Origin of the sequence: Chitinophaga hostae (genome assembly GCF_018224885.1) — a bacterium.
Lineage (GTDB): Bacteria > Bacteroidota > Bacteroidia > Chitinophagales > Chitinophagaceae > Chitinophaga > Chitinophaga hostae.
On the sequence record NZ_JAGTXB010000006.1, the window covers coordinates 166,614 to 180,379 of the forward strand.

Genomic DNA, 13,766 nt, shown 5'->3' on the forward strand with positions numbered 1-13,766 from the left:
GCTTCAATAGCTTTTTGCTTTTTGCTTTCAGCTTATTTCACTGCTTCATAACGCTTAGCAATGGCGTTCCAGTCAACAACGTTCCAGAATGCTTTCAGGTATTCCGGACGACGGTTCTGATATTTCAGGTAGTAAGCATGTTCCCATACGTCTACACCGAGGATAGGCGTACCTTTTACTTCAGCAACATCCATCAGTGGATTGTCCTGGTTAGGTGTGGAAGAAACTTCCAGTTTGCCATCCTTTACTGTTAACCATGCCCAGCCTGAACCAAAGCGGGTTGCACCTGCTGTGCTGAATTTTTCCTGGAAAGCTTCAAAAGAACCAAACGCACTGTTGATAGCATCTGCCAGTTTACCGGCTGGAGCGCCACCTGCGTTAGGAGCAAGGCTGGTCCAGAAGAAACTGTGATTCCAGTGACCGCCACCGTTGTTTCTTATAGCAGGGCTCAGCTTACCGGCATTAGCTACCAGTTCCTCCAAAGATTTGTTCTCGTTTTCTGTACCTGCCACTGCTTTGTTCAGATTGTCTACATAAGCCTGGTGGTGCTTACCATGGTGAATTTCCATTGTCAGTTTATCGAAATTCGGCTCTAACGCATCAGTTGCGTAGGGTAAGCTCGGAAGTGTAAATGCCATAACTCAAAGTTTTATGGGTTTTAAAATATGATTTCTTGATAGTCGCCAAATTTACTGCCAATCCGTTAAAATTTAGCCATTAAATTATTTATGTATTTAGATAGCAGGTTTGGAAGCCTTCCATCAATATAAAATCGGCCAGGCAGGGGCATAAAATCGTTTAACCAGGCCTTGCCAGGCTTGATCATATGGAATTTTATTTTATATTTACAGATACTCGGTTTAACAGGACATGACATTAGGCATAATATTTCGTATGTGCCTGGTAGTTGTTTAACTATTGTTTGTTTAAAACTTATAGTATGCAGACAGGCTCGGACTCAGGGCAAAATTTTTCCCTCAATACCTTACAAAAGGAAAATGAGTATTTAAGAAATCGTATTAACTGGCTGGAAAGCATTTTACATCATGTACCCGCCATGATCTACAGTTACGATAACAATAACAAATCTGTTACCTGGTGTAATGAGCGCCTGGCAGAAACTGTAGGATTTTCTTCCGCAGAGATGATGGGAATGGGAATGGAATTTTTCCGGCACATTATGCATCCGGAGGATTTTAAACTGGCAACGGTAGCTCAGCAGTCATTCATCAATAATAAGGCGCAGTTTGGAGGCCTGGCACGTATCCGCAAAAAAGGAGAAGTGGACTACCGCTGGTTATTTGGGCTGGAAGTGCCTTTTACACATGATAAGAATGGGCGTGTGGTGGAAATTATCTGTGCCTTCCTGGATCTCACCCAGGCCATCGATACCAACGTTCAGTTGTCTGAAGCGCTGAGCGCTATCCTTCGCCGGCAAAATGAAAACCTCTTTAACAAGCTTACGCCAAGGGAAAAAGACATACTGGCGATGGCGGTGAAAGGACTTAATAATAAGGAGATCGCCAATTCGTTGAACCTTAGCCGTTATACTGTAGAAACCCACCGTAAAAATATCCGTCTTAAACTCAAAGTGCGGAATACTTCTGAATTGGTGACCATTGCGCGAAAGATAGGATTTGAATAAACCGCTGCTAAAATGATAGCAGTATTTACCTTTTGGTAGTGGAAATAATGGTTTGATCAGCCATCTTCTACTTCGCTGCATGGCAATATCATGCTGATCATATTTTGTTGGTAACCAGTCATCAGCAGTACAATTTCGTTGCAAAAAAAAGTTGCTAAAAGTTGCTAAATTTTTCAAAAATACCCAAGATTGGGTATTTGCTCGTCTTTCAAACTCCAGTAATTTAGTGGATTAAATATTACATGTGTTTTTTAGACATCCAATATGATTACCAGCTGAAACACCCCTATGACTATGATAACCGAGGAAAGAGCATTTGACATTTTGCAACTGGAAGAGTCCGCCAGCGCGGAGGAAATTGTGGCACGATACGAAATTCTGAAAGATCAGTACAGAAGAATAAAAGATGAAACGGAAGACCTTAGAACAAGACTTGCCTATCAGTTAAAGCAAATAGAACTCGACGACGTATTTATATATTTCCGGAGAAGACAAAGGATATAAGGAACTGACAAAGCTTTTGAATTATTCATTCGTTGTGTTTTTAAGCTCAGTTATGCATCCATTGTTTTTTCTTTATCTGTAACCCGGCCTTTCTTTCTGTTATCCGGCGGGAAAACTATGTCTGCTTCCTGTTAGCTTTATTTTCCTATATTTACTAGCTTAAACCCTACCTAAACAATCATTCTATGAATGTATTCTTGATTATTTTTCTGGTGTTGGTATTCCTGGTGTTGCTTTCATGTTTTGTTACCGTACAGCAGGGTAACATTGCAGTAACCACCATTTTTGGTAAATACAACCGGGTGCTTTTTCCCGGGTTGAACTTTAAAATACCGGTGATAGAAAAGGTATTTAAAAGGGTATCTATCCAGAACAGGTCTGTAGAGCTGGAGTTTCAGGCCATCACCATTGATCAGGCCAATGTTTACTTCAAAGCAATGCTGTTGTACGCTGTATGGAATCAGCAGGAAGAAACGATCAAAAACGTTGCGTTCAAATTTATGGATGAAAGAAGCTTTATGCAGGCGCTGGTACGCACGATTGAAGGTTCTATCCGTGGATTTGTTGCTACGAAAAGACAGGCAGAAGTGCTTGGTTTACGTAAGGATATTACGGAGCACGTAAAAGAGCAGATAGACAAAACCCTGGAAGAGTGGGGTTTCCATCTGCTGGACCTGCAAATGAACGATATTACTTTTGATGAAGTAATTATGAAGTCCATGGCGCAGGTGGTGGCTTCCAATAACCTGAAAGCTGCTGCTGAAAACGAAGGTCAGGCATTGCTGATCACCAAAACCAAAGCGGCGGAAGCAGATGGTAACGCCATCAAAATTGCTGCAGAGGCTGAGCGTCAGGCGGCCCAGCTGCGTGGTATGGGTGTTGCGTTATTCCGTGAGGAAGTGGCCAAGGGTATGAGTATGGCGGCTAAAGAAATGCAGCAGGCTAATCTGGATACCTCGGTGATCCTCTTTTCCATGTGGACGGAAGCCATTAAACATTTCGCCGAAAATTCAAAAGGAAACGTCATCTTCCTGGATGGTTCTTCTGAAGGAATGGATCATACCATGAAGCAAATGATGGGCATGAATAAACTCATGGATTCCAAGAAATAATTATCTTCTTTGTTCAAAGAAAGTTTTCATCAGCTGTAAGCTTTCTTCGCTGCACGGACCGGCCTCCAGTTTTGTTTTGGGATGAAACGGGGACCGGTCACCGGTGGCTCTGCGGTAGCTGTTTTTATCATCTGCCGCCGCATATACAATCCTCCCGATCTTACTCCAATACAGGGCGCCTGCACACATCAGGCAAGGCTCTACTGTTACATATAAAGTTGCTTCCATCAGGTATTTGCTCCCCAGTGTATTAAAAGCAGCAGTTAATGCAATCATCTCCGCATGTGCGGTACAGTCATTTAACCGTTCTACATGATTATAGCCACGGCCAATGATCTGGTTGTTCAACACTACTACCGCACCAATAGGTACTTCTCCGTCTTCAAAGGCTTTGCGTGCTTCCTGTAATGCCTGCCGCATAAAATGCAGATCGTCGAACATAGCTTTTTAGCTTTTAGCCGTTAGCTTTTAGCTGTTAGCAGGTTTGATATCTGGCTGGCAGCTAAAAGCTAAGGTCAATTATTTGGATATTATAGTTAAAAGTGGTTCATGCTGTGAGGCGCTGATAGCTATCGTTAAAGGCTGATGGCTAACAACTGAATGAACTCTTCCTCAGAAAGTATTTTGATAGTATTGATCTTTTTTGCTTTCTCAAGTTTGCTGCCGGCATCATCGCCCACTACCAGGTAGTTGAGTTTGCTGCTTACGCCGCTCACTATCTTCCCGCCTTCCTGTTCTACCTTTTCTTCGGCCTCGCTGCGCTTCAGCTGATGGAGAGTGCCGGTAAATAAAAACGTTTGTCCGTTGAGGTTACCTGATACCGGAGATGACTTCTTGGTGTTTTCCATATTGATACCCAGTGCCGCCAGTTTATTGAGCATGGCAATGTTATCATCGTTGGCAAAAAACAACCGGATAGCGCCTGCTACTTTGGGACCTATATCTTCCAGCGCCAGGATCTGTTCTTCTGTCCAGTTTTGGAGATCCATGATATTTGTAACGGCGTTGGCCAGTGTTTTCGCAGTAGTTTCCCCTACATAACGGATACCCAGTCCGAATATAAGGCGGTGCAGCGGTTGTGTTTTTGAATGTGTGATCGCTGTTTCGAGGTTGGTGAGTGACTTTTTGCCAAAGCCTTCGAGCGCGCCTATTTTTTCAAAATCCAGTTCGTAAATTCCGGGGATATCTTTTAGCAGTCCTAATGAGAAGAACTTGCGCACATTACTTTCACCAAAGCTTTTGATGTCCATGGCATCTTTGCTCACAAAGTGGATCATTCTTTCTACTACCTGTGCTTCACAATTGATATTGGTGCAACGCCAAACGCTTTCCTCCTGGGGCTTTACCAGCTTATCGTGGCATACGGGACAGTGCGTTGGAAACACAATATCCTGTTCGCTGCCATCTCGCAGATCGGCTACGGATTTTACGATGTAAGGAATCACGTCTCCCGCTCTTTCTACCAAAACCGTATCACCGAGCTTCAGGTCTTTTTCTTTGATCACCTCTTCATTAAAAAGGGAGATAGAGCCTACGGTAACACCTCCAATGGGCACCGGATCAATTTTGGCTACCGGTGTAATGGAGCCGGTGCGGCCTACCTGGAACTCCACGCTGCGGAGTTTACTGGTAGCCTGACGGGCTTTAAATTTATAGGCAATGGCCCAGCGCGGGTGATGCGTGGTCATACCCAGTTTATCCTGCAGGTTATAGTCGTTTACCTTCACTACCATACCATCTATTTCGTAGGGCAGGTTGTCGCGCTCGTTTTCAAACCACAGGCAATGATCTATAACGGCCTGTATACCTTTCACCACTTTCTTTTCTTTAGCCGGACTGCGGAATCCCAGTGTAGACAATAGTTCCAGGGTGCCACTATGCGTTGTCAGCGCATCGGGTTCCGTTTGTCCCGGGTTCATGGTATGATAGCTCATGTGATAGAGAAAGGCTTCCAGTCCGCGTTTGGCTACTTCGTTGGGGTCTACCATGCGCAGGGAACCGGAGGCGGCATTGCGCGGGTTAGCCAGTGGCGGCAGGTTATCGGCAATACGTTTATCGTTGAAGGCTTTAAAGGTGTTTTTATTGATAAGCACTTCACCGCGTATTTCGATCTGGTGGATGCCGTATTTGGAAAAGCGGGCCGACAGCGGAATAGAGCGGATTTGCTTAATGTTGGTGGTAATGTCTTCGCCGGCTACACCGTCGCCGCGGGTAGCGCCCCTTACCAGCTGATCATCTTCATAGATGAGGGAAATGCTGGCGCCATCGAACTTGGGTTCAATGCAATATTCTATTTCAGACAGCCCGGCGCTTTCGCGTGCTTTCCGGTCCCAGTCCAGCAGATCATCCGCATTATAGGAGTTTTCGAGGCTGAGCATGGGGACCAGGTGCGGTACTGTAACAAATTCTTTTGTAAGGCCTTTGGCTACCCGTTGGGTAGGAGAGTCGGCAGTAATAAGGTCAGGATGTTCCTGTTCCAGCTTCTTTAGCCATGCAAAAAGCTGATCATATTCGTAGTCGCTGATCACCGGTTCGCTTTGTACGTAGTAGCGCCAGTCATTATAACTGATTACCCGGCGAAGGCCATCAAGGGTTTCATCAATGGATTGCAACAGTTGCTGCTGCTGCAGGTGGCTCAGCAGGTCTTTGGCCAATTGTGCCAGGGTTATTTCTATCTCCTTTGTGTACATAATATGTGAAACTGAGCCGTAAATTTAAACTTATCTTTCTGCTTAGGAATGGCTCTTCAAAAAATTCGGCGGTTTTTGTTTTAAATGTGGTATTTTTTTCTTTCATTTGATTATAGTTCCGCGTAAAAACAATTAACTGCGTTTACTGTAATTCCACGTTCCTTATGATGTCTATGTACACCAAAAACATCAATACGCACCTGGTAGAAATAAAGGATTATTTCAAGGTTGCGATTTCAGTAGATTGTGTCATTTTCGGCTTTAACAACGATGAGCTGAAAGTCTTACTCATAGAATCTGATCTCAAAGAATTCAAAGGGAAATGGTCGTTGCTGGGCGATATTGTCCGGCCCGAAGAAGAGCTCGATGAAGCGGCCTACCGGGTACTGAAAGCCCGTACCGGACTTGATGATGTATATATGGAACAGGTGCAGACCTTTGGCGCCATCCAGCGGCATCCTGCCGGGCGGGTGATCACCGTGGCTTACTATTCGCTGGTAAATATTGAGCACGTAGAACTGAAAACACATAACAACGAACTGCATTGGCATAGCGTGAAAGACTTGCAGGAAATGGCTTTTGATCATAAGCTGATCCTCGACACCTGCCATGAGCGCCTTAAACAGCAAGTATTGGTACAACCGATAGGGTTCAACCTGCTGCCCCGAAAGTTCTCCCTGCGTGAACTGCAGAACCTTTACGAAGCCATTCTGGATATGGAACTGGACCGCCGTAACTTCAGGAAAAAGTTTTTATCCATGGATTTGCTGATGGATTTGAATGAAGAAGAGGAAGATGTACCCCACCGCCCTGCCAAGCTCTACAAATTCAATTTTGATAAATATGACCAGCGCAAGAAGCGATACCTGGGTATCGGCTTCTAGTTACTTTTCTGTGGTACTTTTTTAGCCCGCCAGGCCCTTTTTTGTATTATTTCCGTTAATTTTTATGAGGTCAAATCCTTTTCCAATAAGGATTTGGTAACGCGCGTACCTGCAAAAAATTTGCAGCATTAAATTTCTCCCGAAAGGGGAAAAAAAATTTGTTTTTAACAAAATTTTAAGTAAGATTGTGTAAGATATACACATCCTAGAAAGCAATTTTTTATTGAGCATAAAAACCAAAGTTTAAGTCTGATTCGCTGTTAAATTTTTCGCTGTATTTTATTGTATGTAGAAATTCCACAAAACAAGATTTGATAACTACAAAATCATTCATCATAAATTGATTTTATAGTTCCACGTTATGAAACATAAGACTGTCAAGCATTATTGCCTGGTGTCTCACTTTACACTTTCCCTTGTACAGGCATTGTACAGGGGAAAGTTGTTTTAGGGAAAAACTAACCTATTTCAGGATCAATTAAACAAATTGCAATAAGACACGCCAGCCGTTCAATCAATTCTAATTCTGGGTAAACCCCCGTCATACCGGCAGTTCAGCAGGTTTTTCCGTAACTTGCAAAAAAGAATTACGAATGGAGAATTACGAATTACGAGATTAGTGAGAAGATATTAGCCGATAATCTCTTCACCAATCTCGTAATTCATAATTCGTAATTCTCCATCCTAATTCTCTTCAAACAAAAATCAATCTATGTCTTATACACCACAACATAAGGTTCGCATTGTAACAGCGGCGGCTTTATTCGACGGTCATGATGCGGCCATCAATATTATGCGGCGCATTATGCAGGCAAAAGGCGCCGAGGTAATTCACCTCGGGCACAACCGTTCTGCAGCGGAAATTGTAGACTGTGCCATACAGGAAGATGCGCAGGGAATAGCTGTTACCTCCTACCAGGGTGGTCACGTAGAGTTTTTTAAGTACATGTATGACCTGCTGCAGGAAAAAGGCTGTGGTCATATCCGGATTTTTGGCGGCGGTGGAGGAACCATTTTACCGGTAGAGATAGCTGAACTGCATGCCTATGGCATTACTCGCCTTTATTCACCGGACGATGGCCGGCAGATGGGACTGGAAGGGATGATTGAAGACCTGATCAGCCAGTGCGATATTGCTGTAACGCCGCTGACTGCAGGTGGCAGCGCTGCGGATATTCCACAATTGCAAAAAGAGAAAAACCCGAAAGTGATAGCCAGGTCTATCAGTCTCGCGGAAAACGATATGCCCGTAGCACTGCTCGCCGGGCAGAAAACCAGAACAGCAGTAGCGGTAGACGAAGCGGCCGGCGCTCATATCGTGCATACCCCGGCAGAGCCGGAACGCTCTCCCGTACTCGGTATTACCGGTACCGGCGGTGCAGGAAAGAGCAGTGTAACAGACGAACTGGTACGCCGCTACCTGAATCATACCGGCGATAAAACCGTAGCCGTTATTTCGGTAGATCCGTCTAAAAAGAAAACGGGCGGCGCTTTGCTGGGCGACCGTATCCGCATGAATTCCATTCATCATCCAAGAGCCTATATGCGCTCCCTGGCCACCCGCGAAAGCGATAAAGCCATCAGTGAGCATATCCAGGAGGCCATCGATATCTGTAAACTGGCCGCCTTTGATTTTATTATACTGGAAACTTCCGGCATCGGTCAGAGCGATACCGCCATCACCGACTATTGTGATGTATCCCTTTATGTGATGACACCGGAGTATGGTGCCGCTTCCCAGCTGGAAAAAATTAACATGCTGGATTATGCAGATGTAATCGCCATCAACAAATTTGATAAAGCCGGCGCCCTCGATGCCTTACACGACGTACGCAAACAATATAAACGTAACCATACCCTCTGGAATGCTAAAGATGATGACCTGCCGGTAGTAGGCTCTATTGCCTCCCAGTTCAATGACCCGGGCATCAACCTGCTGTTTGAAAGGGTAATGGAGAAGGTAGCGGAAAAAACAGGCGCCAGCTTTGGCCCTATGGCACATGAAGCCGTGAAGTCCACCTCTACCAAATCGCAGATCATTCCACCCGCCCGCGTTCGTTATCTCGCAGAAATAACAGAAGCTATCGGAGACTACAGCAAATGGGTAGACGAGCAATGTAAGATCGCTACCCAGCTATACCAGGTGGAAGGCGTAACAGCGCTGCAACCTGGTATGGCTGCGGGTCTTGCTGATGTAAAAGCGCATCTTGCAAAATCATTGCATCCTGAATGTAAAAAGCTGGTAGACGAATGGCCCGCCCTGTTAAAAAAATATACAGCTGATTTTTACGAATTCCAGGTACGGGATAAAGTGATCAAATTGCCGCTCTATTCCGAAAGCCTTAGCCATAGCAGGATTCCGAAAGTGAGTCTGCCTAAGTACAAAGACTGGGGAGATATCCTCCGCTGGCAGCTGACCGAAAACCTGCCGGGTGAATTTCCTTACGCTGCTGGTGTATTCCCGCTCAAAAGAGAAGGAGAAGATCCTACCCGTATGTTTGCGGGGGAAGGCGGTCCGGAAAGAACCAATAAACGTTTTCACTACGTATCGCTGGATCAACCGGCAAAGCGCCTGTCTACCGCATTCGACAGTGTTACACTCTATGGAGAGGACCCGGCGGTAAGACCGGATATTTATGGTAAAGTCGGTAATTCCGGTGTGAGTATCGCCACCGTTGATGATGCCAAAAAGTTATACAGCGGTTTTGATCTTTGTGATCCGAAAACCTCTGTATCCATGACTATCAATGGTCCGGCGCCCATACTGCTGGCGTTTTTCATGAATGCTGCCATTGATCAGCAATGTGAAAAATACATCAGGGAAAAGGGGTTAACCGAAAAGGTAGCGGCGCTGATAAAAACAAAGTTCAAAGATCATCCGCTGCCGCATTACAGTGGCGATCTGCCAGCAGGCAATGATGGCCTGGGTTTGCAGCTGTTGGGTATTTCCGGCGAAGAAGTGCTGGACCCGGAGGTGTATAAAAAAATAAAGGCCCACGCATTAAGTACTGTTCGCGGCACCGTACAGGCAGATATCCTGAAAGAAGACCAGGCGCAGAATACCTGTATTTTCTCTACGGAATTTGCGCTGAAACTGATGGGAGACGTGCAGGAATATTTCATCACCGAAAAGGTCCGCAACTTCTATTCCGTCAGCATTTCCGGTTATCATATTGCAGAAGCCGGCGCCAACCCCATTACCCAGCTGGCGTTTACCCTCGCAAACGGTTTCACTTATGTGGAATACTACCTGAGCAGGGGGATGCATATCGATGATTTTGCTCCTAACCTGTCGTTCTTCTTCAGCAACGGTATGGACCCTGAATATGCGGTAATAGGCCGTGTGGCGCGCCGCATATGGGCGAAGGCCATTAAGTATAAATACAAGGGGAATGATCGGTCGCAGAAATTGAAATATCATATTCAAACGTCCGGCCGCAGTTTGCACGCACAAGAGATCGATTTTAACGATATCCGTACCACCCTGCAGGCCTTGTACGCTATTTATGATAACTGCAATTCCCTGCATACCAACGCTTACGATGAAGCCATTACCACCCCTACAGAAGAAAGCGTGAGACGGGCGATGGCGATTCAGCTGATCATTAACCGGGAACTGGGCACCGCTAAGAATGAAAACCCGGTACAGGGTTCCTTCTTCATCGAAGAACTGACAGACCTGGTAGAAGAGGCCGTACTCACAGAATTCAACCGAATTACAGAACGTGGCGGTGTTTTGGGCGCTATGGAACGGATGTATCAGCGTAATAAAATACAGGAAGAAAGCCTGTACTATGAGTCGCTGAAGCATACCGGCGAATTCCCCATCGTAGGCGTAAATACTTTCCTGAATAAAAATGGCTCGCCTACTATTATTCCGGCAGAAGTGATCCGTTCTACCACCGAGGAAAAAGAATTCCAGATACATACACTCGAAGCCTTCCGGGAAAGACACCAGCAGAAGAGCACTGCGGCGCTGAAGCAGTTGCAGCAGGTAGCAGTAAGCAATGGTAATTTGTTTGCAGAACTGATGGAAACCGTGAAGCATTGTTCCCTCGGACAAATCACGCATGCACTCTATGAAGTAGGAGGGCAGTACAGAAGAAATATGTAATGGAGAGCTGAAAGCAAAAAGCAGAAAGCTATTGAAGCAACTTTTGTCTTGCCCAGGATTAGACTGATTTTGATGATTGCAAGATTTTTTTCTTGTGATTATATTTTGATTTAAAAGATTAAGGGAGATAGAAGCGGATATCCGCTTTTATCTCCCTTAATCTTTTAAAATCAAAAACGAAAAAATCTTGCAATCATCAAAATCAGTCTAATCCTGGGCAAGACAAAAGTTGCTTCAATAGCTTTCTGCTTTTTGCTTTAAGCTCTCAGCATTATATTAGTATTACCTTTTCGCGTAGCATCGTCCCTAAAAGATGGCTACCCTATTTTTACAGCTTTACTGATCACAATTGCTATGAAGAAATTAATCCTGGGTTTGGTTGTGCTGGCCGTTTTACGGGTGAATGCACAACAGGCCGATACCATTGGCAAACGCTTGTTGCTACCTAATGGCTGGTCCTTAACACCCGTAGGGCATTCGCTGCCATTGGGCGATTTGCCACTGAATATGGTATTGTCCCCTTCCGGAAAATACCTCGCGGTCACCAACAATGGGCAAAGCCGCCAAACCATACAGCTGATCGATGCCCGGAAGGAACAGCTGCTGGATGAAGTAACCATTCCCAAATCATGGCTGGGCCTGGCTTTTAGTAAAGATGAAAAGAAACTGTATGCTTCCGGCGCCAATGATAACGTGATCTGGCAATATGCAGTTACTGGTAATAAACTGCAGGTAACAGACAGCATTCGCCTGGGCCTGGCCTGGCCCAAAGAAAAGATCTGTCCTACCGGTATGATCCTGGACGATTCACGGAACCGGCTATACGTAGTTACCAAAGAAGATAATAGTTTGTACATCATTGATCTGCAGCAGAATAAGGTAACCGGGCATATCCCGCTGACGGCAGAAGCGTATACGGTGGTGTTGTCTAAAGACCGCAGCAGTCTTTATATTTCCCTCTGGGGTGGCGATGCGGTGGCCGTATTTGATATTGTTTCGCAGAAAATAATTCACACGATAAAAACAGGTAGTCATCCTAACGAAATGATTTTATCTGCCAACGGCAAATACCTGTATGTAGCCAATGCCAACGATAACTCGGTATCTGTGATCCGCACGGCCGATCATAAAGTAACAGAATCGCTGCAAACAGCCTTGTATCCGGATGCACCGGCTGGCTCCACTACCAATGGGCTGGCGTTATCTGCCAACAATAGGCAGCTGTATATTGCGAATGCCGATAATAATTGTCTCGCTGTTTTTGATGTGAGTACTCCCGGTAAAAGCAGGTCTAAAGGTTTTATACCGGTAGGTTGGTATCCCACCTGCGTTAGGGTATTGGGTAAAAAGGTATTGGTAGCTAATGGTAAAGGATTTACTTCGATGGCCAACCCGGATGGTCCTAACCCGATCAGCAAAAAAGATGAGAGCGGATCGCATGAGGCCAATACACGAAAAGACAGGCCTGTGCAATATATCGCCGGTTTATTTAAGGGCAGTCTCTCTGTTTTTAATGAACCGGGTGATGCGTTATTGAGCCGTTGGTCGGCCCTGGTATATGAAAATACGCCGTATACCAAAGCGAAAGAGCACACTGCTGCGGGTGAGGCAGGCAATCCGATTCCTCGCAGCGCCGGAGAAAAATCGCCCATCAGGTATGTTTTTTATATCATAAAGGAAAATCGTACTTACGACCAGGTGCTGGGTGATATGCCAGCTGGTAATGGGGATAGCAGCCTGTGTATTTTCCCGGAAAGGATTACCCCCAATCAACATCGTTTATCGCGCGATTTTGTGTTGCTGGATAATTTTTATGTAGATGCAGAAGTCAGCGCTGATGGGCATAACTGGAGTATGGCCGCCTATGCTACCGATTATGTGGAGAAGACCTGGCCTACCAGTTACGGTGGCCGCGGGGGAACGTATGATTATGAGGGCAGCCGCAAAATTGCCTATCCTAAAAAAGGATTCATATGGGATTATTGCAGCCGTGCCGGTGTGAGCTACAGAACCTATGGCGAGTTTGCCGGTAAGGGAAAGGCTACGCTCAAATCGCTGGAGTCGCATTTCTGCACCAACTATCCATCTTTCGACCTTTCCATCCAGGATGTAGCAAGACAACAGATCTGGCAGCATGATTTTGATTCCTTGCTGGCTATCGACGCGGTGCCCCATTTCAACAGCATTCGGTTAGGGAATGATCATACCAGCGGAATGAGGAAAGGGGCTTACTCACCCTATGCGGCGGTGGCTGATAATGACCTGGCGGTAGGGCAGCTCGTGGATTACATTTCCCATAGTAAGATATGGAAAGAGAGCGCCATCTTTATACTGGAAGACGATGCCCAGAACGGACCTGATCATGTGGATGCGCATCGGTCTACCGCCTATGTGATCAGCCCTTATATAAAGAGAAAATCGGTGAATCATACCATGTATTCTACCGCAGGTATGCTAAGGACGATGGAGCTGATACTGGGATTGCCGGCTATGAGCCAATACGATGCTGCCGCTAACCCCATGTGGGAGCTGTTTACTGCTACGCCTGACCTGAGTCCTTATACAGCACTGCCTGCACAGGTAGATATCCATGAAAGAAACATGGTTTGGAACGAGAGTGCGCGGCGTTCCGCAGGTTTTGATCTTGCACATGAAGACAGGGTGCCCGACCTGGAACTAAATGAAGTGGTATGGAAGGCCGTCCATGGCGAGCAGGCGGTGATGCCGGCGCCACGGAGAAGTGCTTTTGTGAAGCTACAGGAGGCCGAAGATGATGACGATTGATAAATCGATTAAGCAAATCCGGGAAACTTTTTT

At 45.6% G+C, this 13,766-nt stretch carries 9 protein-coding genes; 6 read left to right on the top strand and 3 right to left on the bottom strand.

Annotated features, from left to right (window positions below; all coding sequences use genetic code 11):
- Positions 1 to 32 precede the first annotated feature (32 nt).
- A complete protein-coding gene (locus tag KE626_RS14465; protein WP_211973624.1) occupies positions 33 to 638 on the bottom strand; it encodes a superoxide dismutase in 606 nt (201 codons plus the stop codon).
- A gap of 302 nt (positions 639 to 940) precedes the next feature.
- Here KE626_RS14465 and KE626_RS14470 point away from each other — a divergent pair, with 302 nt between their 5' ends.
- The 3 genes from KE626_RS14470 to KE626_RS14480 all read left to right on the top strand — a co-directional run bounded on the left by KE626_RS14470 (position 941) and on the right by KE626_RS14480 (position 3,261).
- Positions 941 to 1,645, top strand: coding sequence for a LuxR C-terminal-related transcriptional regulator (locus KE626_RS14470; RefSeq protein ID WP_211973625.1), 705 nt, complete (start codon positions 941 to 943; stop codon positions 1,643 to 1,645).
- A 288-nt stretch (positions 1,646 to 1,933) separates the two neighbouring features.
- Complete coding sequence (locus tag KE626_RS14475) at positions 1,934 to 2,149, top strand: hypothetical protein (protein ID WP_211973626.1); 216 nt, start codon at positions 1,934 to 1,936, stop codon at positions 2,147 to 2,149.
- A gap of 185 nt (positions 2,150 to 2,334) precedes the next feature.
- The gene (locus KE626_RS14480; protein WP_211973627.1) at positions 2,335 to 3,261 is read left to right on the top strand and encodes an SPFH domain-containing protein; all 927 of its coding nucleotides are present in this window, start codon (positions 2,335 to 2,337) and stop codon (positions 3,259 to 3,261) included.
- Here KE626_RS14480 and KE626_RS14485 read toward each other — a convergent pair whose 3' ends face one another.
- Together KE626_RS14485 and ligA are read right to left on the bottom strand one after the other, a co-directional pair.
- Positions 3,262 to 3,702 (bottom strand): nucleoside deaminase, encoded by a 441-nt coding sequence (locus KE626_RS14485; RefSeq protein WP_211973628.1) that lies wholly within the window; start codon positions 3,700 to 3,702, stop codon positions 3,262 to 3,264.
- 134 nt (positions 3,703 to 3,836) lie between these two features.
- Positions 3,837 to 5,951, bottom strand: a complete 2,115-nt coding sequence (gene ligA / locus KE626_RS14490; protein ID WP_211973629.1) for an NAD-dependent DNA ligase LigA — start codon at positions 5,949 to 5,951, stop codon at positions 3,837 to 3,839.
- Positions 5,952 to 6,115: 164 nt separating this feature from the next.
- Here ligA and KE626_RS14495 point away from each other — a divergent pair, with 164 nt between their 5' ends.
- From KE626_RS14495 to KE626_RS14505, 3 genes are all read left to right on the top strand, one after another.
- Positions 6,116 to 6,835, top strand: coding sequence for an NUDIX hydrolase (locus KE626_RS14495; RefSeq protein ID WP_211973630.1), 720 nt, complete (start codon positions 6,116 to 6,118; stop codon positions 6,833 to 6,835).
- A 712-nt stretch (positions 6,836 to 7,547) separates the two neighbouring features.
- Entirely contained in the window at positions 7,548 to 10,949 is a 3,402-nt protein-coding gene (locus KE626_RS14500) for a methylmalonyl-CoA mutase family protein (protein WP_211973631.1), read from the top strand.
- A 354-nt stretch (positions 10,950 to 11,303) separates the two neighbouring features.
- The gene (locus tag KE626_RS14505; protein WP_211973632.1) at positions 11,304 to 13,733 is read left to right on the top strand and encodes a bifunctional YncE family protein/alkaline phosphatase family protein; all 2,430 of its coding nucleotides are present in this window, start codon (positions 11,304 to 11,306) and stop codon (positions 13,731 to 13,733) included.
- Positions 13,734 to 13,766 lie beyond the last annotated feature (33 nt).